Annotated in this window: 25 protein-coding genes; 10 read left to right on the forward strand and 15 right to left on the reverse strand. The window is 63.0% G+C overall.

The window, feature by feature from the left end; genetic code table 11:
* Positions 1 to 22: 22 nt before the first annotated feature.
* From ccoM to FH041_RS12060, 4 genes are all read right to left on the reverse strand, one after another.
* A complete protein-coding gene (gene ccoM / locus FH041_RS23130; RefSeq protein WP_023535213.1) occupies positions 23 to 139 on the reverse strand; it encodes a cytochrome c oxidase subunit CcoM in 117 nt (38 codons plus the stop codon).
* A 135-nt stretch (positions 140 to 274) separates the two neighbouring features.
* Positions 275 to 433, reverse strand: coding sequence for a hypothetical protein (locus FH041_RS22800; RefSeq protein WP_088523537.1), 159 nt, complete (start codon positions 431 to 433; stop codon positions 275 to 277).
* Between the two features lie 65 nt (positions 434 to 498).
* Complete coding sequence (locus FH041_RS12055; protein ID WP_027915311.1) at positions 499 to 834, reverse strand: hypothetical protein; 336 nt, start codon at positions 832 to 834, stop codon at positions 499 to 501.
* A gap of 61 nt (positions 835 to 895) precedes the next feature.
* The gene (locus FH041_RS12060; RefSeq protein WP_028687604.1) at positions 896 to 1,588 is read right to left on the reverse strand and encodes a M949_RS01915 family surface polysaccharide biosynthesis protein; all 693 of its coding nucleotides are present in this window, start codon (positions 1,586 to 1,588) and stop codon (positions 896 to 898) included.
* A gap of 159 nt (positions 1,589 to 1,747) precedes the next feature.
* Between FH041_RS12060 and rapA the strand changes: the two genes are divergently transcribed.
* Positions 1,748 to 4,594 carry an RNA polymerase-associated protein RapA gene (gene rapA / locus FH041_RS12065; protein WP_027915312.1) on the forward strand — a complete coding sequence of 949 codons (2,847 nt, stop codon included), beginning with the start codon at positions 1,748 to 1,750 and terminating at the stop codon, positions 4,592 to 4,594.
* Between the two features lie 94 nt (positions 4,595 to 4,688).
* On the opposite strand, the gene FH041_RS12070 is transcribed toward rapA, so the two are convergent.
* Complete coding sequence (locus FH041_RS12070) at positions 4,689 to 5,582, reverse strand: NAD(P)-dependent oxidoreductase (RefSeq protein ID WP_027915313.1); 894 nt, start codon at positions 5,580 to 5,582, stop codon at positions 4,689 to 4,691.
* A 197-nt stretch (positions 5,583 to 5,779) separates the two neighbouring features.
* On the reverse strand, positions 5,780 to 6,079 hold the full coding sequence (locus FH041_RS12075) for a DUF2288 domain-containing protein (RefSeq protein ID WP_027915314.1): 300 nt from the start codon (positions 6,077 to 6,079) through the stop codon (positions 5,780 to 5,782).
* A gap of 355 nt (positions 6,080 to 6,434) precedes the next feature.
* Here FH041_RS12075 and FH041_RS12085 point away from each other — a divergent pair, with 355 nt between their 5' ends.
* From FH041_RS12085 to FH041_RS12115, 7 genes are all read left to right on the forward strand, one after another.
* On the forward strand, positions 6,435 to 7,550 hold the full coding sequence (locus FH041_RS12085) for a branched-chain amino acid ABC transporter substrate-binding protein (RefSeq protein ID WP_027915315.1): 1,116 nt from the start codon (positions 6,435 to 6,437) through the stop codon (positions 7,548 to 7,550).
* 185 nt (positions 7,551 to 7,735) lie between these two features.
* A complete protein-coding gene (gene livH, locus FH041_RS12090; protein ID WP_023535272.1) occupies positions 7,736 to 8,659 on the forward strand; it encodes a high-affinity branched-chain amino acid ABC transporter permease LivH in 924 nt (307 codons plus the stop codon).
* Entirely contained in the window at positions 8,656 to 9,912 is a 1,257-nt protein-coding gene (locus FH041_RS12095; protein ID WP_023535261.1) for a high-affinity branched-chain amino acid ABC transporter permease LivM, read from the forward strand. The genes livH and FH041_RS12095 overlap by 4 nt, the downstream gene beginning before the upstream one ends.
* Positions 9,909 to 10,676 (forward strand): high-affinity branched-chain amino acid ABC transporter ATP-binding protein LivG, encoded by a 768-nt coding sequence (gene livG, locus FH041_RS12100; protein ID WP_059183268.1) that lies wholly within the window; start codon positions 9,909 to 9,911, stop codon positions 10,674 to 10,676. The genes FH041_RS12095 and livG overlap by 4 nt, the downstream gene beginning before the upstream one ends.
* Complete coding sequence (locus FH041_RS12105) at positions 10,677 to 11,378, forward strand: ABC transporter ATP-binding protein (protein ID WP_023535231.1); 702 nt, start codon at positions 10,677 to 10,679, stop codon at positions 11,376 to 11,378.
* A 162-nt stretch (positions 11,379 to 11,540) separates the two neighbouring features.
* Positions 11,541 to 12,215: a COG3650 family protein gene (locus tag FH041_RS12110; RefSeq protein ID WP_059183269.1), complete on the forward strand. Its 675-nt coding sequence runs from the start codon at positions 11,541 to 11,543 to the stop codon at positions 12,213 to 12,215.
* Between the two features lie 103 nt (positions 12,216 to 12,318).
* The gene (locus tag FH041_RS12115) at positions 12,319 to 13,926 is read left to right on the forward strand and encodes an NAD(P)/FAD-dependent oxidoreductase (protein WP_049696452.1); all 1,608 of its coding nucleotides are present in this window, start codon (positions 12,319 to 12,321) and stop codon (positions 13,924 to 13,926) included.
* A 71-nt stretch (positions 13,927 to 13,997) separates the two neighbouring features.
* On the opposite strand, the gene FH041_RS12120 is transcribed toward FH041_RS12115, so the two are convergent.
* Positions 13,998 to 14,462, reverse strand: a complete 465-nt coding sequence (locus FH041_RS12120; protein WP_027915318.1) for a glycine zipper 2TM domain-containing protein — start codon at positions 14,460 to 14,462, stop codon at positions 13,998 to 14,000.
* Between the two features lie 146 nt (positions 14,463 to 14,608).
* On the opposite strand from FH041_RS12120, the gene FH041_RS12125 reads away from it, so the two are divergent.
* Entirely contained in the window at positions 14,609 to 14,842 is a 234-nt protein-coding gene (locus FH041_RS12125) for a hypothetical protein (protein ID WP_027915319.1), read from the forward strand.
* A 38-nt stretch (positions 14,843 to 14,880) separates the two neighbouring features.
* Here FH041_RS12125 and pdxH read toward each other — a convergent pair whose 3' ends face one another.
* The 5 genes from pdxH to dinG form a co-directional block, all read right to left on the reverse strand.
* The gene (pdxH, locus tag FH041_RS12130; RefSeq protein WP_027915320.1) at positions 14,881 to 15,528 is read right to left on the reverse strand and encodes a pyridoxamine 5'-phosphate oxidase; all 648 of its coding nucleotides are present in this window, start codon (positions 15,526 to 15,528) and stop codon (positions 14,881 to 14,883) included.
* A gap of 18 nt (positions 15,529 to 15,546) precedes the next feature.
* Positions 15,547 to 16,548: an OmpA family protein gene (locus FH041_RS12135; RefSeq protein WP_027915321.1), complete on the reverse strand. Its 1,002-nt coding sequence runs from the start codon at positions 16,546 to 16,548 to the stop codon at positions 15,547 to 15,549.
* A gap of 99 nt (positions 16,549 to 16,647) precedes the next feature.
* Positions 16,648 to 17,793 (reverse strand): serine hydrolase domain-containing protein, encoded by a 1,146-nt coding sequence (locus FH041_RS12140; protein WP_023535275.1) that lies wholly within the window; start codon positions 17,791 to 17,793, stop codon positions 16,648 to 16,650.
* 85 nt (positions 17,794 to 17,878) lie between these two features.
* A complete protein-coding gene (locus tag FH041_RS12145; protein WP_140174664.1) occupies positions 17,879 to 20,125 on the reverse strand; it encodes a beta-galactosidase in 2,247 nt (748 codons plus the stop codon).
* Positions 20,126 to 20,203: 78 nt separating this feature from the next.
* On the reverse strand, positions 20,204 to 22,348 hold the full coding sequence (gene dinG, locus FH041_RS12150) for an ATP-dependent DNA helicase DinG (protein ID WP_027915324.1): 2,145 nt from the start codon (positions 22,346 to 22,348) through the stop codon (positions 20,204 to 20,206).
* A 98-nt stretch (positions 22,349 to 22,446) separates the two neighbouring features.
* On the opposite strand from dinG, the gene FH041_RS12155 reads away from it, so the two are divergent.
* Positions 22,447 to 22,911, forward strand: a complete 465-nt coding sequence (locus tag FH041_RS12155; protein ID WP_059183274.1) for a CopD family protein — start codon at positions 22,447 to 22,449, stop codon at positions 22,909 to 22,911.
* 15 nt (positions 22,912 to 22,926) lie between these two features.
* Here the strand turns inward: FH041_RS12155 and FH041_RS12160 are convergent, their stop codons facing one another.
* The 3 genes from FH041_RS12160 to FH041_RS12170 all read right to left on the reverse strand — a co-directional run bounded on the left by FH041_RS12160 (position 22,927) and on the right by FH041_RS12170 (position 24,835).
* On the reverse strand, positions 22,927 to 23,685 hold the full coding sequence (locus FH041_RS12160) for a hypothetical protein (RefSeq protein WP_027915326.1): 759 nt from the start codon (positions 23,683 to 23,685) through the stop codon (positions 22,927 to 22,929).
* Positions 23,678 to 23,953: a DUF1145 domain-containing protein gene (locus tag FH041_RS12165; RefSeq protein WP_027915327.1), complete on the reverse strand. Its 276-nt coding sequence runs from the start codon at positions 23,951 to 23,953 to the stop codon at positions 23,678 to 23,680. Before FH041_RS12165 ends, FH041_RS12160 begins: the two co-directional genes overlap by 8 nt.
* Before the next feature lie 177 nt (positions 23,954 to 24,130).
* Complete coding sequence (locus FH041_RS12170) at positions 24,131 to 24,835, reverse strand: OmpA family protein (protein ID WP_027915328.1); 705 nt, start codon at positions 24,833 to 24,835, stop codon at positions 24,131 to 24,133.
* Positions 24,836 to 24,851 lie beyond the last annotated feature (16 nt).

A 24,851-nucleotide genomic window follows, 5' to 3' on the forward strand; every position in this document is an offset into this window, starting at 1 on the left:
GCGTGCTCATGAATCAGGGAGGTCAAGGGCGCTTGCGCTTGCTCGAGTCTTTCCAGATGAAAATGCCTAGACCGGCGAAGAAAGCCACCATCAACCCCACCGTTACCACCCCTGCGATAACCACGTTGTCGAAGAACATGCCGACCTCTCCATTTGTTCGCCGTTGTCCGATGGGGAAACAGTAACCAATGTCGGGCGCAAGGAAATTGACCAGGGTCAATGACGCCCGGGGACGGGCGCACGGGGCGGGCGCAGGGTTGACCTGCGTCAAGCGTCAGCGCTTCTTGGGCTTGCGCTTGGACTTCTTCTTGGCAGCGTTCAAGGGCAATGCCTGTTCGAACGCATCGCGCATCTCGTTCAGGCGCTTTTCCTTGATGTCATGCACGCGGCGGGCACGTTCGGCATCGAAATCAATGAGATTGTCTTGGCTCATACTGGGCTCTACACGCTACGGATGCTGCATGATGGGGCTAGAACCAGACACTTGCCAGCCCTGCTTCATACCTCGATGTCCACCAGCAGCCCCTGACGCACGGGCTCGCCCATCAGCGGCACCACTGGCACGGTATTGTCGGCGTTGACCTCATGGCCTGGCAACGCATCGAACCGTTCATCAATACCTTTGCCTTTACCCTGGCGTTGCTGCTGCCGGCGCTGCTCCTCGCGCAGCAGCAACTGCTGTTCCTGCGGGTCACGCTGGCGCTTGAGGTCGATCGCACTTTCACCGGACGCAGGCTGCGCCGGCACTACCGGCTTTATATCCGGTGTCGGTTTGACCGGGTCCTGCTGCGAGGTGACCGGGGCAGCGCTGAGCGGAATGATCGGTGGCAGCATGGCGTTCTCCTGTACCCCTGTATCGGCAACCACACAGCTGCCTTGAAGTCATGGACAACATTCAGCCCGGTTCGTCCTGCGCCTCGTCCTGGTCCTGCAAGGCAGTTTCGCTCCAGGGACGCTGGTAGACCTGCTGCCACACTGCATCCATATGGGCTCGAACCCAGGCCGGGGCAGCCTTGAGCGAGGCACTGTCCTGGCGCTCGCCGCCGATCGGGTCTTCGCCTGCCGGGGTGATCAGCGACTGACCCGTGATGCTGTAGACCGTTTGCCCGTCACGCATCTCGATGGCGATGTCATGGGGCTCGACACCTCCTCCGCAGAAGGCATGACTGGCCACCGTCACCTCGGCCTCACCATTCTGATCGAGGTCGGCCACGCCGCTGACATCGGTGTAGAAATCCACGTCCAGATCCAGGCCCGGACACGTGGTTTGCTGATCGATCTGCCAGCGCGCCTGGAAAGCTTCTTGCGCTTTGCGGCGGCCGTACAAGGTTGCCTTGAGCACGACCTTGTCCACTTCCTGTTCACTTTCCGGGTCGCTGGCCTGGCCATCGACACGGCTCAAGACCAACAGGCCTTCGCCGTTCCTGTCACGGTAGTGCACGCTCTTGAGCGGTGCCTGCACACCCAGCACCTCCAACTGCTCCATGGGGATGGGCGGCAAGGTTTCGAAGGTCTTGGGCTCGCAGCCTGCCAGGAGCAGACCGCCGGCCGTAAGGCTCAAGACAACGCAAAGGGGCTTGGCAGGCATGGGATGCAGAACCCTCGTCGGCACGGCATGAAGCGACGAAACGGCTAGACTGATGCACCGGCCGATACCGTTCGGCACCCTCAGGTGCACTCGGCACTTTGGTCTGCCCGGCCGATCCGTTAACATAATCGGCTTTTTCATCGCGGGAGTGCAGGCAGTATGGCGCAGCAGTATCAACCGGGGCAACGCTGGATCAGCGACAGCGAGGCAGAGCTCGGCCTGGGTACCATCCTGGCGCAGGATGGCCGCCTCCTGACCGTCCTCTACCCGGCCACTGGCGATACCCGGCAATATTCCCTGCGCAATGCGCCGCTGACACGCGTGCGCTTCTCGCCAGGTGATCAGATCACTCACTTCGAAGGCTGGAAGCTGACCGTGCGCGAAGTCGAGGACATCGACGGCTTGATGGTCTATCACGGGCTCGACGGGCAGAATCAGCCCCGCACGATGCCGGAGACCCAGCTGTCGAACTTCATCCAGTTCCGCCTGGCCAGCGACCGCCTGTTCGCCGGCCAGATCGACCCGCTGTCGTGGTTCAGCCTGCGCTACAACACCCTTCAGCACACCAGCAAGCAGATGCAGTCCACGCTGTGGGGCCTGGGCGGCTGCCGCGCCCAGCCCATCGCTCACCAGTTGCACATCGCCCGCGAAGTGGCCGACCGCAGCGCACCTCGCGTACTGCTCGCCGACGAAGTGGGCCTGGGCAAGACCATCGAGGCAGGCCTGGTGATTCATCGCCAGCTGCTGACCGGCCGCGCCAGCCGGGTGCTGATCCTGGTGCCTGAGAACCTCCAGCATCAATGGCTGGTAGAGATGCGCCGGCGCTTCAACCTGCAGGTCGCCCTGTTCGATGCCGAGCGGTTCATCGAAAGCGATGCCAGCAACCCCTTCGAGGATGCCCAGCTCGCGCTGGTCGCGCTGGAGTGGCTGGTCGACGACGAGAAGGCCCAGGATGCACTGTTCGCGGCAGGCTGGGACCTGATGGTGGTCGATGAAGCGCACCACCTGGTCTGGCACGAGGAACACGCCAGTGCCGAATATGCGCTGGTCGAACAGCTGGCCCAGGTCATTCCCGGCGTGTTGCTGCTCACCGCAACCCCTGAGCAACTGGGCCAGGACAGCCATTTCGCGCGGCTGCGCCTGCTCGATCCCAACCGTTTCCATGACCTGGCGGCCTTCCGCGCCGAAAGCGAGCACTACCGGCCGGTGGCCGAGGCGGTGCAGGAGCTGCTGGACGAGGGGCGCTTGTCGCCGAAGGCACACGCCACCATCCAGGGTTTCCTCGGGGCCGAGGGCGATGCACTGCTCGCTGCGGTCAACGACGGGGACAGCCAGGCCAGTGCCCGACTGATCCGCGAACTGCTCGATCGTCATGGCACCGGGCGAGTGCTGTTCCGCAACACCCGTGCCGCCATCCAGGGGTTCCCTGAGCGTCAGTTGCACCCTCACTCACTGCCCAATCCGGAGCAATACGCCAGCTTGCCCGAGGGTGAACACGCCGAGCTCTACCCTGAGGTGGCGTTCCAGTCCCAGGCGGACCAGGCGCAAGAAGAGCGTTGGTGGCGCTTCGACCCGCGGGTCGACTGGCTGATCGACACCTTGAAAATGCTCAAGCGTACCAAGGTGCTGGTCATTTGCGCCCATGCCGAGACCGCCATGGACCTGGAAGACGCCCTGCGCGTGCGTTCCGGTATTCCGGCTTCTGTCTTCCACGAAGGCATGAGCATCCTGGAGCGCGACCGCGCGGCGGCTTACTTCGCCGACGAAGAATTCGGCGCCCAGGTGCTGATCTGTTCGGAAATCGGCAGTGAGGGGCGCAACTTCCAGTTCGCCCATCACCTGGTGATGTTCGACTTGCCTGCTCACCCCGACCTGCTCGAACAACGTATCGGGCGTCTGGACCGTATCGGCCAGAAGCACACCATCGAGTTGCACGTACCGTACCTGCAAGGCACGCCGCAAGCGCACCTGTTCCAGTGGTACCACGAGGGGCTCAACGCGTTCCTGAACACCTGCCCCACCGGTAACGCCCTGCAGCACCAATTCGGCCCACGCCTGCTGGCACTGCTCGACAGCGATGACAGCAAGGCCTGGGATAGCCTGGTCAACGAAGCGAGAAGCGAACGTGAGCGGCTCGAAGCCGAACTGCATACCGGCCGTGACCGCTTGCTCGAACTCAATTCCGGCGGTGCCGGCGAAGGTGAAGCGCTGGTCGAGGCCATCCTCGAGCAGGACGATCAGTTCGCCCTGCCGATCTACATGGAAACCCTGTTCGATGCGTTCGGTATCGACAGTGAAGACCATTCGGAAAACGCACTGATCCTGAAGCCCAGCGAGAAGATGCTCGATGCCAGCTTCCCCCTGGGCGATGACGAAGGTGTGACCATCACCTACGACCGCGGCCAGGCGCTGTCGCGTGAAGACATGCAGTTCCTGACCTGGGAGCACCCGATGGTGCAAGGCGGCATGGACCTCGTGCTGTCCGGCTCGATGGGCAATACCGCCGTGGCACTGATCAAGAACAAGGCGCTCAAGCCTGGGACCGTGCTGCTGGAGCTGCTGTTCGTCAGCGAGGTGGTCGCGCCGCGCAGCTTGCAACTGGGCCGGTACCTGCCGCCCGCCGCCCTGCGCTGCCTGCTTGATGCCAACGGCAATGACCTGGCCTCGCGGGTCGCATTCGAGACCCTGAACGATCAGCTCGAGAGCGTGCCGCGTGCCAGTGCCAACAAGTTCGTCCAGGCCCAGCGTGACGTGCTTGCAAAGCGCATCGGCAGCGGCGAAGAAAAGATCGTCCCGCTCCACGAGCAACGGGTGGCCGACGCCCAACGTCGCCTGGCCGCCGAAGCCGACGAAGAGCTCGCACGCCTGGTGGCACTGCAAGCGGTCAACCCGAGCGTGAGGGACAGTGAAATCGACGCGTTGCGCAAGCAGCGCGAAGAGGGCCTGGCCATGTTGGCCAAAGCAGCACTGCGTCTTGAAGCGATACGGGTGCTGGTCGCAGGCTGACCCCGGCGAGCCTACCTGACCTGCAGCGGCCTCATCGTTTCTGGGATGAGGTCGCCCCTGGGCAGAACGTACCCACCACGCGCCGGGTCAGCACCTAGTCCTGGCGTTTGATTCGATACTGCTCGACCAACGTCGAAGGATCCTGGTCCAGGTAACCCTGACTGCCGTGCAACCGCATCAACTGGGCAGCCAGGCCCGTAAGCGGCGTCGCTGCGCCCTGTTCGCGTGAAAACTTCACGGCACCGTCCAGATCCTTGAGCAGGGTCCGCACGTGCCACTTGATGGGAGCGAAACGGCTCTCTGCCATCTGTGGGGCCAGTATCTGCAAAGGCTTGGAGTCGGCAAAGCCGCCTGCCAGGGCTTGGGCGATCAACCCGGCGTCCACCCCGGAACGCTCGGCCAGCGCGATGACCTCGGCGATGACCAGGGCGTTGCACGCCACGATCATCTGGTTGCAGGCCTTGGTCACCTGGCCTGCGCCAACGCCCCCCATGTGTGTCACCCGCTGGCCGAGCACCTCCAACACTGGGCGAGCACGCGCCAGGTCAGCCACCTCCCCGCCCACCATGATCGCCAGGGTACCTGCCTGCGCACCTGCCGTGCCGCCGGACACCGGGGCATCCAGCCACCCCATACCACACAAGGCGCCCAGCTGGGCTGCCATTTCCCGGGTAGCGCCAGGCTCCAGGCTGGAAAAATCCACCAGCAGCTGACCCTGCCGCCCGCCTGTGGCAACGCCCTGATCGCCAAATACCACGTCGCGCACCACGGCGGTATCGGCCAGGCACAGCAATACCATGTCCACCTGCTGCGCAAGCTCGGCAGGGCTCGCGGCCAGTCGCGCGCCTGCGTCAACCAGCGCCTGGCATTTTTCCGGGCTGCGGTTCCACACCCACAGCCCATAGCCGGCCGCCAGCAGGCGCTGGCACATCGGCAGGCCCATCAGACCGACACCAGCGAAACCTAGGGAGGGTAATGCGTTGCTCATCAGGAACTCCTGGCTGAAAAAGGGTGGCTGGGGCAATGCTGCGCTGCATGACTGCGGCGATGGCCACCTTTACGCATGCCGTAAACTGTTACCGCCACGCCGAATTGTTACTTACCTCTACCTCGATTGAGCAATCACAAGCACCCAAAAGAGGCGCCTGCGCGTTTTCGCGCACCAAAAAAGCACAAGGCTGTCATTCACCGCCTGACTTGAATGACGATGAACGGCGATACGACTACCGCCCATATCTCTGGATCGCGGGTTTGCAGGTCACTGGCCTGTTCTGCCGTAACCGGGCCGACAGTGCCATCAGAGCGCCACTTATCGAAGAGGTCACTGCGGTTTTCGGCCATTGCCGTGGCCACGGTGATTAAATCCAGGGCGGGATCGACCCAAATCAGGTCACCCTTTGCCCAGAACCTTTCCAAGGCTTTCCACTCGATGGTGGCGGTTTCTCCGAGCAGTTTGGCATAGAGGGTGCTTGTTCGATCAGTCATGGGAATATCCGCTGGAAATCTGGCTTTTGAAAAAGCCGGCATTTTTGCAGAAAAACCCGGTTTCAAATATGCATTTGGGTATCAGGCCCCGTATTTTCGGGGTACGACCGCCAGGATAAGCCATTTGATGGCGCCTTTCTGTACTTTTGTGTCAAGCAAGCGACAACCGTTAAACCAGGCGCTTTTTGCCCGCTTTTCAAGCGCGCTGACAGCGCTCTACACTGTACCGGTACAGTTCCGGGACATGTTCCGGGGAAGGTGGGCTTGCGCGTTGGCATGGCCACGCCGCAACCCGCCTGGTCTGTAGCCCTGGCCGCCAGGACTATAAGAATTACAACAGAATGAGTGGAGCATTATGATCAAGATTTCCAAGCTGTTCGCCGCAATGGTTCTGGCCGGGGTAGCCAGCCATTCGTTTGCCGCCGATACCATCAAGATCGGGATCGCCGGGCCCAAGACTGGCCCCGTGACCCAATATGGCGACATGCAGTTCATCGGCGCCAAGCAAGCCATCAAGGACATCAACGCAGCAGGCGGTGTCGATGGCAAGATGCTAGAAGCCAAGGAATACGACGACGCCTGCGACCCTAAACAGGCCGTGGCCGTCGCCAACAAAGTGGTCAACGATGGCGTCAAGTTCGTCATCGGCCACTTGTGCTCCAGCTCCACCCAGCCAGCGTCCGACATCTACGAAGACGAAGGCGTGATCATGATCACCCCGGCGGCAACATCCCCGGAAATCACCTCCCGCGGCTACAAGCTGATCTTCCGCACCATCGGCCTGGACAGCGCCCAGGGCCCTGCCGCAGGCAACTACATCGCCGATCACGTCAAGCCCAAGGTGGTCGCAGTGCTGCACGACAAGCAGCAGTACGGTGAAGGCATCGCCACGGCCGTCAAACAGACTCTGGAGCAAAAAGGCACCAAGGTTGCCGTGTTCGAAGGCCTCAACGCCGGCGACAAGGACTTCTCGTCCATCATTCAGAAGCTCAAGCAGAACAACGTCGATTTCGTCTACTACGGCGGCTACCACCCAGAGCTGGGTCTGATCCTGCGTCAAGCACAGGAAAAAGGCCTCAAAGCCAAGTTCATGGGTCCGGAAGGTGTGGGTAACGACTCCATCTCGCAAATCGCCCAGAATGCCTCCGAAGGGCTGCTGGTCACCCTGCCGAAGTCGTTCGATGCCGACCCTGAGAACAAGAAGATCGTCGACGCGATCAAGGCTGACGGCAAGGACCCAAGCGGCCCGTTCGTCTTCCCTGCCTACTCGGCCGTCGAGCTGATCGCCCAGGGCATCAAGGCCGCAGGCTCCGAGGACACCGACAAGGTGGCCGAGGCCATCCACCAAGGTTCGTTCAAGACCCCTACCGGCACCCTGACCTATGACGACAAGGGTGACCTCAAAGACTTCAAGTTCGTGGTCTACGAATGGCACTTCGGCAAGCCGAAGACCGAAGTCTCCCCTCAGTAACAAGCGTGACTAATAGCTGACCGAGAAGCCCACTGTGCGAGCAGTGGGCTTTGTTTTACGAGGTTCATGGGCACGCCCCCGCGATCCGGGGACGGGCTCACCTGAAAATCTTAAAACCGTCACCCGCGGTTTCCTGGCCGTACCCCGGCCAGCGAAATGCAAATCAGGTTTTTAGGAGCGCTGTAATGCCTGAGATCTACCATTTCTTCCAACAACTGGTTAATGGATTGACCATCGGCAGCACCTATGCCTTGATCGCCATCGGCTACACGATGGTGTACGGCATCATTGGCATGATCAACTTCGCCCATGGCGAGGTCTACATGATCGGCTCGTACGTGGCGTTCATCGCCCTGGCGGGTCTGGCCATGATGGGTATTCATTCGCTGCCGATCCTGATGACCGTTGCCTTCGTCGCGACCATTTTCGTGACCAGTGCCTATGGCTACAGCATCGAACGGGTTGCCTACCGACCACTGCGCAACAGTAACCGGCTGATTCCGCTGATTTCTGCCATCGGCATGTCGATTTTCCTGCAGAACACCGTGCTGTTGTCCCAAGACTCCAAGGACAAGTCCATTCCCAACCTGATTCCGGGCAGCTTCTCGTTCGGACCAGGCGGCGCAGAAGAAGTCCTGGTGTCCTACATGCAAGTGCTGGTGTTCGTGGTGACACTCGTGGCCATGACCCTGCTGACCCTGTTCATCTCCCGTTCGCGACTGGGCCGCGCGTGTCGCGCCTGCGCCGAGGACATCAAGATGGCCAACCTGCTGGGCATCAACACCAACAACATCATCGCCCTCACCTTCGTCATCGGCGCTGCCCTGGCGGCCGTCGCGGCCGTGCTGCTGAGCATGCAATACGGGGTCATCAACCCCAATGCCGGTTTCCTGGTAGGCCTGAAGGCGTTTACCGCCGCAGTGCTGGGGGGTATCGGCAGCATTCCGGGCGCCATGCTCGGTGGGCTGGTGCTGGGTGTGGCCGAAGCGTTCGGCGCCGACATCTTCGGTGATCAGTACAAGGACGTCGTGGCATTCGGCTTGTTGGTTCTCGTCCTGTTGTTCCGGCCGACCGGCATTCTGGGCCGCCCGGAGGTTGAAAAAGTATGAACAAGAATCTCAAACCGGCGTTTTTCAGCGCCTTGCTGGTCTGGGCCGTGGCCTTCCCGGTGCTGGGCCTGAAACTGAGCATCGACGGCATCAGCCTGGTGGTGCATAGCCAGGGCTCGTTCACCATCAGCATCATCGCCGTGTGCTCGGTGCTGATGTTCCTGCGCGTGCTGTTCGACCGGCAGTGGAGCTCGGTGATGGGCCGACGCTCGGACCGCAAGCTGATTCCACCTGCGCTGAGCAACTACCTGACCCTTCCCAAAACCCAGCGCTGGGTGATTCTGGGGCTGGTCGTGGTAGCCCTGATCTGGCCGTTCTTCGGCTCGCGCGGCGCTGTCGACATCGCCACCCTGATCCTGATCTATGTGTTGCTCGGCCTTGGCCTGAACATCGTGGTCGGCCTGGCCGGGTTGCTGGACCTGGGTTATGTGGGCTTCTACGCCGTGGGCGCTTACAGCTACGCCATGCTCTCGCACTACCTGGGGTGGAGTTTCTGGGTCTGCCTGCCGATTGCCGGCCTGATGGCCGCCACCTTCGGCTTCCTGCTCGGTTTCCCGGTGTTGCGCCTGCGCGGCGACTACCTGGCGATCGTGACGCTGGGCTTCGGCGAGATCATTCGCCTGTTCCTGCGTAACCTCACCGACTGGACCGGTGGCCCTAACGGCATCAGCAACATTCCCAAGCCCGAATTCTTCGGCCTTACCTTCGAACGCCGCGCCGCCGAAGGCATGCAGACCTTCCACGAGTATTTCGGCCTGCCTTACAACTCGATCAACAAGGTCATCTTCCTGTACCTGGTTGCACTGTTGCTGGCACTGCTTGCGCTGTTCGTGATCAACCGCCTGTTGCGCATGCCCATCGGCCGTGCCTGGGAAGCGTTGCGTGAAGACGAGATCGCCTGCCGCGCCCTGGGCCTGAACCCGACCGTGATCAAGCTCTCGGCCTTCACCCTGGGTGCCTGCTTCGCAGGGTTTGCCGGCAGCTTCTTTGCCGCTCGCCAAGGGTTGGTCACGCCGGAATCGTTCACGTTCATCGAGTCGGCCATCATCCTGGCCATCGTGGTGCTCGGCGGCATGGGCTCTCAGTTGGGCGTGATCCTCGCTGCCATTGTCATGATCCTGCTGCCTGAGCTGATGCGCGAATTCAGTGAATACCGGATGCTCATGTTCGGTGCGCTGATGGTGCTGATGATGATCTGGCGTCCGCAAGGTCTGCTGCCAATGCAACGTCCCCACATGGAGCTGCGTCGATGAGCCGCGAAATTCTGCAAGTCAGCGGCCTTAGCATGCGCTTCGGCGGCTTGTTGGCGGTCAACGGCGTGGCCCTGACCGTCAAGGAAAAACAAGTGGTGGCGCTGATCGGTCCGAACGGCGCCGGCAAGACCACGGTGTTCAACTGCCTGACCGGTTTCTACCGGCCCAGCGGCGGCACCATCCTGCTCGATGGCGAACCCATCCAAGGGCTGGCCGGCCATCAGATCGCGCGCAAAGGGGTGGTACGCACCTTCCAGAACGTGCGCCTGTTCAAGGAAATGACAGCGCTCGAGAACCTGCTGATCGCCCAGCACCGGCACTTGAACACCAACTTCTTCGCGGGGCTGTTCAAGACCCCAGGGTTCCGCCGCAGTGAAAAGGAAGCCATGGAGCGTGCGCAGTACTGGCTGGACAAGGTCAACCTGACCGAGTTCGCCAACCGCACTGCCGGCACCCTCGCCTACGGCCAACAACGTCGCCTGGAAATCGCTCGCTGCATGATGACCCGCCCGCGGATCATCATGCTCGACGAGCCGGCTGCGGGGTTGAACCCGAAAGAGACCGAGGACCTGAAGGCATTGATTGCCTATCTGCGTGAATCGCACAACGTGACCGTGCTGCTGATCGAGCATGACATGAAGCTGGTGATGAGCATTTCCGATCACATCGTGGTCATCAACCAGGGCACACCCCTGGCCCACGGTACGCCCCAGGAAATCCGCGACAATCCTGAAGTGATCAAAGCCTACCTGGGGGAAGCGTAAATGCTGAAGTTCGAGAACGTTTCCACTTTCTACGGCAAGATCCAGGCGCTGCACAGCGTCAACGTGGAGATCAACCAGGGAGAAATCGTCACCCTGATCGGCGCCAACGGCGCCGGCAAATCCACCTTGCTCATGACCCTGTGCGGTTCACCCCAAGCCCACAGCGGCAGCATCAAGTACCTGGGCGAGGAACTGGTCGGTCAGCCTTCGTCGCACATCATGCGCAAGAGCATTGCCGTGGTGCCGGAAGGCCGCCGGGTGTTCGCCCGGCTGACCGTCGAGGAGAACCTGGCCATGGGCGGGTTCTTCACCGACAAGGGTGACTATCAGGCGCAGTTGGACAAAGTGCTGCAGCTGTTCCCGCGCCTGAAGGAGCGGTATGCCCAGCGTGGCGGCACCATGTCCGGGGGCGAGCAGCAGATGCTGGCCATCGGGCGTGCCCTGATGAGCAAACCCAAGTTGCTGCTGCTCGACGAACCCTCCCTGGGCCTGGCACCGATCATCATCCAGCAGATCTTCGACATCATCGAACAACTGCGCCGTGATGGCGTGACGGTGTTCCTGGTAGAGCAGAATGCCAACCAGGCGCTGAAGATCGCCGACCGGGCCTATGTGCTGGAAAATGGCCATGTGGTGATGCAGGGTACGGGCGAGGGGCTGCTGACCGATCCAAAAGTGCGTGACGCCTACCTGGGCGGTTGATGCCAGCGGGGCCTGCAGGGGCCCCGTTGTCTTGAAGACGCTACGCTTGATCAAACAGGGCAGGCTGCATGCAGGTGACAGCCGTCTATTTCTCTTCGCCGGGCTTGTATTGCCCCTGCCCGCCTCAGTAACGTGACGGCCTCTCGAACACCGGAGCCCGTCATGCGCCTGACCCCTTCCCTGCTACTGACCGCCTTGTTGCCCCTGTTCGCGGGCTGCCAGCTGCTGGCCGAAAAACCCGTCGACCCTGATATCGGCAGCACTCGCATGCAAGGCCAGGTTCACGCTGCCGGTGGGCAGTTGCTGTTCAAGCCCTGCAACGAACCCCGCAGCTTCGTCATCAACGATGCCGCCGCCACGGGCATCCTGCAGGAAGCGGCGAACCTTGCAACCGGGGCCAACGACACCCTGTTCGCCGACGTGCGTGGCCGACTTACAGGCAGCAAGCAGGCCAGCACCGATGGACAGCTGGACCTGCGCCGCCTGTACCGCCTGGAGCACGCCAGCAACGGGTGCATCGACCCCAATTTCAAGCAGCTTACCCTGCGCGCCGGTGGCCACAAGCCCGATTGGGACGTCAAGGCCAACAGCCGGGGCATGGTGCTCAACCGTGCTGATCAGCCCCCGCTTGCCCTGCCCTTTCTGGAGGAGCAGGTGCCCGGTGGCGGCTTGACCCTGACCAGCGAAGCCAACGGGCAGCGCGTGGAACTCTGGCTGGCGCCACAGCGCTGCATGGACCCGGCCACGGGCGCGTTCAACCACTTGCGCGCAGAACTGCGCATCGATGGCACGACCCTTCAAGGTTGCGGTTATTACGGTGGCGCGCGCGATGACTGATGACCGGGCGGCTTAATCCTGCCAGTCGAGGCGGCTAAAGCTTTATACTTGGCGGTTTGTGTTAAGCCGCCGGCCGCCCATGGCCGGGATACTGGACCCTGCCATGCTACGAATCACCGAACTCAAGCTGCCCCTGGACCATCCCGATGAAGCACTGCGCGAGGCCATCGTCCAGCGCCTGGGCATCCGCGACGAGCAACTGATCAGCTTCAACCTGTTCAAGCGCAGCTACGATGCGCGCAAGAAGAACACCGAACTGCTGTTCATCTACACCATCGACCTGCATGCCAGCAACGAAGAAGAGCTGCTGCGCAAGTTTGCCGACGACCATAATGTCGTGCCCGCGCCGGACGTTACCTACCGGTACGTCGCCCAAGCCCCTGAAGGCCTGGACGCACGACCAATCGTGGTGGGTCTGGGCCCGTGCGGGATTTTCGCCGGCTTGCTGCTGGCGCAAATGGGCTTCAAGCCGATCATCCTCGAGCGCGGCAAGGAAGTGCGCCAGCGTACCAAGGACACCTGGGGCCTGTGGCGCAAAAGTGTGCTCAACCCCGAGTCCAACGTGCAGTTCGGCGAAGGCGGCGCTGGGACATTCTCAGACGGCAAGCTGTACAGCCAGATCAAGGACCCGCAGCATCATGGCCGCAAGGTGTTGGAAGAGTTCGTCAAGGCCGGTGCGCCTGACGAGATCTTGTACATCAACAAGCCGCACATCGGCACCTTCCGCCTCACCGGCATGGTTGAGCAGATGCGCCAGGAAATGATCGCCCTGGGGGCCGAGGTTCGTTTCGAACAAAAGGTCACCGACCTGCTGATCGAAGAAGGCCAGGTTCAAGGCGTAGTGCTTGAAAGTGGCGAGCAACTGCTTTCACGGCATGTGGTTCTGGCATTGGGCCATAGTGCCCGGGACACCTTCCGCATGCTGCACGCGCAGGGTGTGTACATGGAAGCCAAACCGTTTTCCGTCGGTTTCCGCATCGAGCATCCGCAATCGCTCATCGACAAGGCGCGCCTGGGCAAATATGCAGGCCACCCCAAACTGGGTGCGGCGGACTACAAGCTGGTGTACCACGCCAAGAACGGGCGGTCGGTCTACAGCTTCTGCATGTGCCCTGGCGGAACGGTAGTGGCCGCCACCAGTGAACCGGGCCGCGTCGTCACCAATGGCATGAGCCAGTACTCACGCAACGAACGCAACGCCAACTCCGGCATCGTCGTCGGCATCGACCCGGAACGGGACTATCCCGGTGGCCCGCTAGCGGGCATCGAGTTGCAGGAACGCCTGGAAGCGCACGCCTACGTCATGGGCGGGAGCAACTACCAGGCGCCGGCTCAGCTGGTGGGCGATTTCGTGGCTGGCAAGCCTTCGACCGCGCTGGGCAGTGTCGAGCCGTCCTACAAGCCTGGCGTGACCCTGGGGGACCTGGCGCCAAGCCTGCCGGCCTTCGCCATCGAGGCGATACGCGAGGCCCTGCCCGCCTTTGATCGGCAGATCAAGGGCTACAACCTGCATGACGCGGTGTTGACCGGGATCGAGACACGCACGTCCTCGCCGCTGCGCATCACGCGGGGTGAAGACTTCCAGAGCCTGAACGTGAAGGGCCTGTTCCCTGCCGGCGAAGGGGCTGGCTATGCAGGCGGCATTTTGTCTGCAGGGGTTGATGGCATTCGGGTTGCCGAAGCGGTGGCCAAGGCCATGCTAGCCCAGTAACAAGCCCTGAATTGCCGGTACAAAAAACCCGACCAGGCCAGAAGCCTGATCGGGTTTTTTCAGGGCTGCGATCAGTGCGAGACGCGGCTGGTACCATCGACCGTCATGATGCGCACGCGGTCGCCCACCCGGAAAATCTCGTTTTCCTGCACGGACTGCACATAGGCACGCATGCTGCCATCGTCTTCGCGCACCGTGATCTCCACACCCTGGGTACGGGTAATACCCTCTTCGGCGGCCGAACCGGCCAAGCCACCGGCAACGGCACCAATCACGGCAGCGACGATGCTGCCACGCCCGCCGCCAACGGCGCTGCCCGCCAAGCCACCTACCACGGCACCGGCGCCTCCGCCAATCGGCGTCTTGGTGCCTTCGATCTTCACAGGGCGCAGCGATTCGATGGTGCCCATGCGCACGGTTTGCACACGGCGGGCCTCATCGCGCGAATAGCTGTCGCCGCTCAAGTTTGACGCACAGCCACCGAGTAGCAACGTGGTGGCTGTGAAGGTCGCGACCAGCAAAGCGGATTTACGCATGGGTAGAATCTCCATAAGTCAGGTATTCATTAGACGCTGCACATTGACGGCTGTCACGGTACTCACTGCATAAAATTGCTTTCATTCAGCCAGCGTACAGCCAACGCGATCAGGCAGGGCGCTTACCGATCAGACCAAGGATAACCATGGATTACTTCATCGTCGTGGTCGCCACCCTCGCAGGGTTGGGGTTTCACGCCTGGCTCTACATGCTCATGCGGCAGTGGATGGACCGCGACCTGGCGCTGTCACTGGCAGGTGGCGACCCGCACATGCAGGCGTACATGCTGCAGCGGTTGCAGCATGCGCGTCAGTTGAAGATGGGGCGCAAGGCACGGGTTCAGTGGCTTGCGCAGGAGGCGGCGGCGTATTCGCGCTGAGCGCCAGGGCGAATGGGGCTATCTGGTAGCCCCGCCTATCAAGGCGCCAGACGCTCGCGGTGCCAGCCTTGGGCCGCCTTGCGGTAATTCAGGCGGTCATGCAGGCGACTGGCGCGTCCTTGCCAGAACTCGATGCGCTCTGGCAGCAGGCGGTAGCCACCCCAATGCTCGGGGCAGTGAGGCTGCGTGTCGGAGAAACGCGCCTCGGTCGCCTTGACCAGGGCTTCGAGCGCCTCGCGCCCAGCGATCACCTGGCTCTGAGGCGATGCCCAGGCGCCCAGGCGGCTGCCCAACGGCCTGACCTGGTAGTAATCGTCGGACTCCTTGGCCGAGACCTTCTCGACACGGCCCTCGATACGCACTTGCCGCTCGAGCGCCGGCCAGAAAAAGGTCATGGCGGCGAACGGGTTAACCTGCAGTTGCCTACCCTTGGCGCTGTCATAGTTGGTGAAGAACGTGAAGCCCTGCTCATCCAGCCCCTTGAGCAACAGCACACGGCAGTGTGGTCGCCCATCGGCATCGACCGTGGCCAGGGTCATGGCGTTGGCTTCCACCGGCGCCTGCTCTGTTTTCACGGCATCGCCGAACCATTGGTGAAACAAAGCGAACGGCTCGGCCGGAGCCTGAGCTTCGGCCAGGCCGTCCCGGGTGTAATCGCGGCGCATATCGGCCAGGGATTGGGTCATTACTGCGTTCCTTGACGATCAGTTGGTCTTCGCAGGGCTGTTGGAGGCTACCTTCTTGTCAGTGGCAGCTTTCTTGGCGACAGGCTTGGCGGTCGCCGCTTTCTTGGTCGCCGTCTTGGCCGGGGTCTTGGCTTTGGCGGCAGGTTTCTTGGCAGCGGTTTTGACGGCTGGCTTGGCTGCAGCCTTGCTTGGCTGGGCTTTGGCGGCTGGAGCCTTGGACACAGGCGCCTTGGCATCCTGCACGGCCACCATGGTGGCTGGCGACGGCGTTGGTGTGGCCTGTTGATACTTGCTCAGCAGCGCGACCATGGTGTTCTGTGGGGTCAGCAGCATTTCCACGCGGCGGTTCAGCGCACGGCCTTCGGCACTGTCATTGGCGGCGCGAGGCATCACCGAGCCCATGCCCTTGAGAATCAGGCGGTCACGTTGCAACCCGCTCAGGCGGAAAATGGCCGACACCGAGGCAGCACGCTCAAGGCTCAGCTTCTGGTTGGCAGCCACCACGCCGCTGGTGTCGGCGTGGCCCAGGACCAGTACGGCCGTCTTGGGGTCGCCTTCTACCGTCTTGGCCACGCGGGTGATAGGGCCCAGGGTGACGGGCAACAACATGTTCGGACGGTCAGGGTTGTACGCACCGTCCACTGGCAAGGTGACTGCCAGCACGTTGTCGCGCCGCTCGAGCTCCAGCTTGCTGTCCTTGATGGCCTCGCGCAGCTTGGGCTCGTACTCGTCCAACCAGGCCTGGGTGGCCTGCTGGTCGATCTTCGGCACCACCGGCCCTTGGGCCTGCTTCTGCTCACCGCCAAATGGCCACCACCAGCGGCTGGTGCTTTCGGATTTGGCGTCGGCCTTGGCGACCTTTTCCGTGACTGCTGCCTTCACTTCCTGTTCGGCGACCTTGTCCGAGCCGAATGGCCACCAGCTTGAACTGGCGCTCTTGGCAGAACCCTCGGGATGGCTGGCGCAGCCGGTGACAGCGGTCAGGCACAGGGCGAGTGCTAAGGTTTTATGTGAAGACATCAGCGATACACCATGAATTAGAAAGGAATTTTGCCCACACTCTTGAGGCGTCGGCATTGAGGATAGTCAAAGAGGCTGGGCAATACCCGCACTAACCGATCAAAGGCATTGCCCAAGCACGCGCACCAGTTTCTGGGCACGAGGGTCCATCAGCACATAGGGCCCCAAGGTATTGACGACAAAGCCAAAAGCCACATCTCGCTCCGGATCGGCAAATCCGACCGAGCCCCCGGCACCGGGGTGACCGAATGCGCGAGCGCCCAGGCCGAAGGTGGCATTGGCCACATCGGGCTGGTCGAGCATGCACCCTAGGCCAAAGCGCGTCTGGGTCAGCAAGGTCCGGTCCTGGCCCAGGCTGTGTTGGCGGGTGAACGCCTCCAGCAGGTCCGACTCCAGCAGGCTGCCATCGAGCAGGCCTGCATAGAACCCAGCCAGGCTCCGGGCATTGCCATGGCCATTGGCAGCAGGTTGTTGCATGCGCCGCCATTCCGGTTTATTGGTACTGGTCAGAATGGCGGGCGGGTTGGTAAACGCCCTTGTGGACAATGCCTCGGGCTCGCGCAGCGTGACCTGCAGCAAGCGCTGGGCAGCGGCGTCACCGGGGTTGCCTTTGCCACGCGCGATATGGGCTACCCGATAGAACTCCTCGTCGGCCAGCCCGACATGGAAGTCCAGCCCCAGCGGCCGCGCCGTACGCGCCACGATCGAGTCGCCTGGACCGCGCCCATCGGCGCGACGAATCAACTCGCCGATCAGCCAGCCAAAGGTGATGGCGGCGTAGCCGTGCTCGCTGCCCGGTGTCCACCACGGCGTTTGCGCGGCCAGGGCATCGACCATTGCCTGCCAGTCGTAGAGGGCCTCGGCCGGCAGCAATTCGCGAATCGCAGGCAGCCCGGCACGGTGGCTAAGCAGTTGCCTCAGCGTGATGGCCTCTTTGCCCGCCTGACCGAACTCAGGCCAGTAACGCGCTACCGGGGCATCGAGTTCAAGTTTACCCTCGCCCACCAACTGCAAGGCGGTGACGGCGGCAAAGGGCTTGGTGCAGGAAAACAGATTGGCGATGGTATCGCTGTGCCATGGCTGCTGGCCATCCTTGTCGGCGGTGCCCGCCCACAGGTCCACTACCGTTTCACCACCCACCTGGATGCACAGCGCAGCCCCGCGTTCCTGGGGATCATCGAACAGCGCCGCGAAGGCCTCGCGCACTGCTTCGAATTTCAGCTCGAAATGACCCTGAATCTGCACCCTGTATTCTCCATGCGGCATGTTGGCAAAAGGGCCTGCATTGTTTCAGTAGTTCGGCCTTTTGCCTACAGGCGCGCATCGCACGTTACGGCGACGCGGGTGCTTGGCTGCGAGTGCGCAACTGGTCCAATGCCTCCAGATTGCTCTTGCGCACGGCCTGGACGAAGCCTGGGTAAGCCACGTCGGTGATGGCAACCAACCCCAGGTGTCCGTTCTCTGCGTCCAGCAAACGGCCGCTGGCAGGCTGATCGAGGTACTGGAACCAATGGGCGCCAACGATCATGGGCTGGGCGAGCGCCGCCTTGAGGAAATTGCCATAGGCAGGCCCGCGGTCTTCCTCGCGTGCGACCTCCACCGGCCCCGGCCAGAAAGGCCCGCGATCGCGCGAGCCGAACTGGAACTCGGACACCAGCACCGGCTTGTCCAGCTCTGCCAGGCGCGCGAAGTCATAGCCATCCTGAGGCTTGAGGGTATAGAAGTTGAAGCTGAGCACATCGCAGAACTCGGCGCAGGCCTTGACCGCTTCGGGTGTACTCACGGCAAACCGACCGCCCAGCAAGAGGTGGTTGGGGGCATGCCACTTGAGCGAGTCGGAGAGGGTCTTGAAATAGGTCTGGGCGAACACCTGCTGGAAATACTGGTAGTCACGCTCGATTTCCGGGTGTTCCGCGCTGGGCAGTGGCGCCTCGAAACCAGGGTCTTCCATCAGCTCCCAGGCCGCCAGTTCGATGCCCCAGGCCTTGGACAAGCCCTCCTGGTTTCGGTACTTGTCACGCAACTGCTTGAGGAAAGCGCGCTTGGCCGGTACGTCGGTGGTCAGGCGCAAGGTGCCGTAGGCCAGCCCATAGCGCGCCTTCGGGTCATCGCCCGGGGCCGCCCAGGCCAGCTCGTTGTCGGCAAAGTAACCGATGAGCCAAGGGTCATCGCGGTGATCGCGGGCGGCGATGGCCACGGCCCGCTCGGTGGCCATGGCAAAGCGTGGGTCGAAGGGATCGGGCATCCGGCCCCACCAATCCATGCCGGTGCTGATGCTCGCGTAATCGCCCACGATGGACAGCGGCAAGGTATAGGGCACGCGCTGCTGCTCGACCAGGGCCGCATCGCTCCAGTTGCCCAGTGTATTGAAGCCCCAGGCCTGCAGCCGGTCGAGCGTATGGCGCTGCCAGCGGGCGCTGTCCAACTTGGCGGGCGGGCAATTGACCGGCTGCGCTGACGCCTGCGGGTCGGCCACCTGGCAAGGGGCTGCGTGGGTGCGTTCGAGATTGGCGGCGTAGAAGTCGAACCAGCGCCCCTTCTTGAAGGCGCGCCCCTGGGACGAGGCATTGCCATCATCGTTGTTGCCCTCGCCATAGAAGGCGGACAAGGGCTCGCCTTGTTGCGGCAGCGCCTTGAACATGGCCTCGCGACCCGCCACATAGGTGCGCCCGCCATCTGCGGCCACGGCATTGACGCCCAGGGAGTAGAACGGGTGGCCCAGCGGCGTGACCAGGTACCAGCGCCCCTCACGTTTTTCGGTGCGAAAGAACCCGGTCGCCTCGAAGGGCGTGCCCGCTGTCACGCCGCCATAGGTATCCAGTGGCTGCTTTTCACGCTCGGCCAGCCACCCCTTGATCTGCTGCTGTTCGCGCCCGGCGCTCGCCTTGAGTTGCTCGTCGCTGGTCACTTTCTCAGGCCACGTGCCGCGCGTGGACTGCCCGTAGGCATCGATGAGTTCGTGGTAGGCCGCTTGCCATGCCTGGTCGTCATCCTGGATGCCCATGCGTTCGATCAGCAGGCTTTGGGCTGCCTTGGGGGCAGGGATGCTCAGGCTGACCGCAGCGACCTGTGCAAGGTCCACCGCGCCCGTGCTGCTGCCGAGCAGCACGCGCTGGCCGCTAAAGCTCCACGGCATGGGTGGGCCCGCACGCAGCCCTTCCTGCAGGGGCGAACGCGCCGTCAACGGCACCATCACCGTTTGCGCAGGCCCTGCCGGCAAGTCGATGCGGCTGGTCAGTGTACGGCCGTCATTGCCCTCCACCGTCACATCCAAGGTCAGCGCCCAGGCCATCGCGTTCTGCAGACGCAGGGTCAGGTAGCGGCCGGAAGACCAGTCCCAAGTGCCGCTCTGTGGGCTCATGCGCAAGGTCGGACGCTCGGCAGCGTTGAACACCACGCGTCGCAACACCTCGCCCTGAGCGGTCTGCTCGGCGTTGTACTGGGGCATGCCGGCGTCCACGGTTTCGACATTGACCACTGAGGCCGGGCGCACGAAGCTGAACAACGTCTGCTGCCCCGCCAGCAACGGCGGGCTCAACAGCAAAGCGATGACAGCGGGCAAGGTACGGCGAACCATAGGGCGGAGTCTCTCCTTCAGGGCCCTCATGGCCCACGACTGAGGTTGGACAACGTGCCGGCGCAAGCGCTCCGGCCGTCAGGAAATCTCCCGCCGAAATGGCGGCAGCGCATTGAGGATAGCCTTGCCGTAGCGCTGGGTGACCAGGCGCCGGTCCAGCAAGGTGATGACACCGCGGTCCTGCTCGGTGCGCAACAGTCGGCCACACGCCTGGATCAGGCGCAACGAGGCATCGGGTACGGCAATTTCCATGAACGGATTGCCGCCTCGCGCTTCGATCCATTCTGCCAAGGCGGCCTCGACGGGGTCGTCAGGCACGGCGAACGGGATCTTGGCGATGACCACATGCTCGCAATAGGCCCCCGGCAAGTCGACGCCCTCGGCGAAGCTGGCCAGGCCGAAAAGCACGCTGTGCTGGCCGTCGTCGACGCGGGCCTTGTGCTTGTTCAGGGTTTCCTGCTTGGACAGGTTGCCCTGGATCAGCACCAGCTTGCGCCAGTCCCGGTCCAGGCCATCGAATACATCCTGCATCTGCTTGCGTGACGAGAACAACACCAGCGCACCACGGGCATCCTCGACGATGCCCGGCAGCTCGCGGATGATGGCCGCGGTGTGGCCAGCGGCGTCACGGGGGTCAGCCTTGAGGTCCGGTACCCGCAGCAGGCCTGCATCACCGTGCACGAACGGGCTGGGCACCACGCAGGAAACTGCATCGCGGGGCAATCCCGAGCGCATGCGAAAGCGGTCGAACTTGCCCAGCGCGGTCAGGGTCGCCGAGGTGACCAAGGCGCCGTGTGCCACGTTCCACAAGCTGCGCCGCAGCATCTCGGCCGCCAAAATGGGGCTGGCATTGACCTCGATATCGAACAGGGCCCCGCTCTCGGCCAAGGTAAGCCAGCGGGCCATGGGCGGGCTGTCCTCGGGGTCTTCGGCGGTGAACGCCGTCCACAACTCCCAGTTGCCCTGGGCACGGGTCTGCAGGCTACCGAACAGCGGGTACCACTCCTCGGCCTGGTGGCTGGCGATGCCAATGCTGACCTCGCCGCCCATGCCTTCCTTGAGCAGGTCGGTCAGGCGGGTGAACACATCGTTCAGGCGGGCGAAGCCTTTTTTCAGCTCGACGCCAACCTCGCGGATTTCATCGGGCACCACGCCACCTGGAAAACGATAGCGAGGGCGTTCTCGGCCTTCGTTGTCCTCGCCTGGACGAAAATCGGCCACCTGCTCGCACAGCGTGAACATGAACTGCTGTTGGGTGCGGATTTCGCGGGCAAGCTCAGGGACCTGTTCGATCAGCTTGCCCAGGTCACCCGGCAGGGGGTGCTGGGCCAGCAGCTTGGTCAGGTTCTTGGCGGTCTGCTCGAGCCAGTCGGCCGTCGAACGCAGCCGTGAATAATGAGCGAAGTGGCCGATGGCCTTGTCTGGCAGGTGATGCCCTTCGTCGAACACGTACATGGTGTCGCGGGGGGCCGGAAGCACCGCACCGCCGCCCAGCGCCAGGTCAGCCAGCACCATGTCGTGGTTGGTGACGATCACGTCTACCTTGCCCATGCCTTCACGGGCCTTGTAGAACACGCACTGCTGGAAGTTGGGGCAGTGGCGGCCGGTGCACTGGCTGTGGTCGGTGGTCAGCCGTGCCCAGTCCTCGTCTTCGAGGCTCTCTGGCCAACTGTCGCGATCACCGTCCCAGCGGTTGCCGGCCAGCTTTTCGATCATGCTGTTGAACAGCTTCAGGCTGCGCTCGTCCACGTCGATGCGAAAGCCTTCTTCCTCCAGCAGCTGCGCCTGGGACGTCTGGGCATGACCTTCCTGGACCAGGATGTCGAGCTTGGACAGGCACAGGTAGCGGCCCCGCCCCTTGGCCAGGGCAAAGCTGAAATTCAGTCCGCTGTTGCGCATCAGGTCAGGCAGGTCCTTGAAGACGATCTGCTCCTGCAGCGCCACGGTCGCGGTGGCGATGACCAGGCGCTTGCCTGCCGCCTTGGCCGCCGGAATGGCCGCCAGGCTGTAGGCGACCGTCTTGCCGGTACCGGTGCCCGCCTCCACCGCCACGACGGCGGGCTCGCCGGCACGGCGGCCTTCGTCGTCGCAGGGAATATCCCCGAGGACCTTGGCCACCTCGGCGATCATCAGGCGCTGGCCGTAACGCGGCTTGAGGCTCTTGGCTTCGAGAAATCGCGTGTAGGCGCCCTGGATGGTGGCTTTGAGTTCAGTGCTGATCATGGTGTGCAGGCGCCCGAAGGGCTGGATAGATTTTCAGTATCGCGCATAGGGCGGCTATCATACCCCGCTCACGCTGTTTATGCCGCATGGAGATCCGGATGACTGCCTTTGCCCTGCCCTACACCCTGCACGTTCTGGCCGCCCTGGTGTGGGTGGGTGGCATGTTCTTCGCCTGGATGGTGCTGCGCCCGGCAACGGGTGCAGCGCTGGACGGGCCTGCCAGGCTGCGGTTGTGGGTGGAAGTTTTCCGACGCTTCTTCGGCTGGGTCTGGGTGGCCGTGGCGATTCTGGCGATAAGCGGCGTGGGCATGATTCACCTGCGCTTCAATGGCTTCGAAACCGCGCCGCGGTATGTCCAGGTGATGATCGGGGGCGGTATCGTCATGTTCGCCCTGTTCATGCGCATCCAGGCGTTGCTGCTGCCAGAAATGAAAACGGCGGTCCAGGCCGAGGACTGGCCAGGCGCGGCGGCCGTGCTGGGGCGCATCCGTCGGATGGTGGGGGTGAACCTGCTGCTGGGCCTGGCCGTGGTCGCCGTGGCCAGTGCCCGCCTGATGTTCTGAGCGTACCCGCAGCGATCAGAGTCGCTGCAGGATCAGCTCGCCGGCAGCCCCGGCAAGGCCTGGCTGACCGGGTTGCCCGGCGCGGCCACTGTTGCCCGGCGAGGTGCGGTAGACCAGGCAACCCTTGCTCGCACCGCCCTTGCCCGCCTGGCCTGCTGCCCCAGGCTTGCCCGGCGCGCCACCGTCCAGGCGCACCCTGATGCGCTCGGCAGGGAAGGCCTCGGGCACGCTCAGGCGAATTCGACCACCCGGTGCTCCGTCGTGGCCATTGCCGCCATCATCCCCGTTGAAGCCGCGGCTGGCACGGCCCCAGGTGCAGCCACCGGCCTGGCCGTTGGCACCATCGAGCCCGGCGAACCCTGGCGCACCCGCGCCGCCGCGGGCGTCGATGGACAGTTGTTCGCCCTGCACCTGGGCAAGCTTGAGGTCGAGCCCGCGCCCTGAACGCGCGGCACGTTCATAAGTCCCAGGCGCGCCCGGCGCACTGAACTCACTGCCTTCACCCAGGCTGGCACTGGCCGCTTCGATCAGGAGCGGGGTATCGGCCGGCGCCACGGCGATACGCGCATCACGGCCCAGCTCCAGCCGATCGACCGTCAGCGAGGCGAGCGTGGCGGGAAGCAGCAAGGTGGCATCGTCCGCCACCCTGAGCTGCTCCAGATGCACCTCGGCCGACTTGGTCGGCAAGCGCAGCATGGAATTGGCGGGTACTTCGAGGTTCTGTGCCTGCGCAAGCGGCGCAGCCAACAGGGCGAACAACATCAGATTACGCATTTCGTGGCGCCTCTTGCGCGCGGGGGATGGACATGATGTGGAAAATGCCCGTCAACAGGATCTGCAGACGGTCGAACCAGCGATGGCTACGGCCGCGCAGACTGGCATTGAAAAACAGCATTTCGAGCAAATGCAGCAGCACCAGCAACAGGCCTGTGGCGTTGATCAATAGGTTCAGCGGCACAGGTTGCGGCACCATCTGGTTGTACAGCACTACACCCCAGAAGACTATGGTCAGGAGCTTGCCCAGGCTCAAGATGAATTTCATGCTCTGCCCCACCGTATGGCGTACTGCCGGGATGGCCAACGCGACCATTTCACATTAACCGCTCGGTCGGGACTCACGCCAGCGCACACTGCGCTTGGCAATGTATGGGCACCGGCCATTACCGTCTATGGCGTTTGCAAAGCGCCCGCGCCGATACGCTGGGCGGGCGCTGCTGCTTCAGCGCTGGATCTTGATCTCCGTACGACGGTTCATGGCACGCCCCTCGGCGGTGGCGTTGTCAGCCACAGGTTGGGATTCGCCAGCCCCGACCACGGACACGAAGCTGTTGCGCGGGATGCCGCTTTCGACCAGATAGTCGGTGACCGAGTGGGCACGGCGCTCGGAAAGTTTCTGGTTGTAGCTGTCGGCGCCCACGCTGTCGGTGTGGCCGCTCACGCTCAGGCGGGCCGACGGCGCTTCCTGCTTCAGGCGCGTAGCGATGGTATTGAGGCGCTGCTTGTCGGCGGCGGTCAGCCGTGCAGAGTCGAATTCGAAATGCACATCGCGGATCACGATCACCTCTTCTTTCTCGACCACTACTTGCTCGACGACCACGGCCTCGACCTGCGGTGCAGGCGGCGGGCAACCGTTGGCATCGACCTGGACGCCGCGCGGCGTCCCTGGGCACTTGTCGCGGCTGTCGGGTACGCCATCGCCGTCTTCGTCGCCATCACCATGGGCCCAGCAATACCCCGCTGCAAGGCCGCCCCCGAGCAGCGCGCCCCAACCTGCCCAGCTCGAGCTTTCGATCGCGCCCAGCGCTGCGCCACCCACACCGCCGACCGCCGCACACTTGGGCCAGTCGGTTTTTTGCAAACCCGCGCAACCAGTCAACACACTGGTGAGCAGAACCAGAGGTACAGCTGTGCGTACTATGCTCATCTCATCGCCTCTTTTG

It is taken from the genome of Pseudomonas sp. SWI7, from assembly GCF_006351945.1.
In the GTDB taxonomy this organism is placed as follows: Bacteria; Pseudomonadota; Gammaproteobacteria; order Pseudomonadales; family Pseudomonadaceae; genus Aquipseudomonas; species Aquipseudomonas fulva.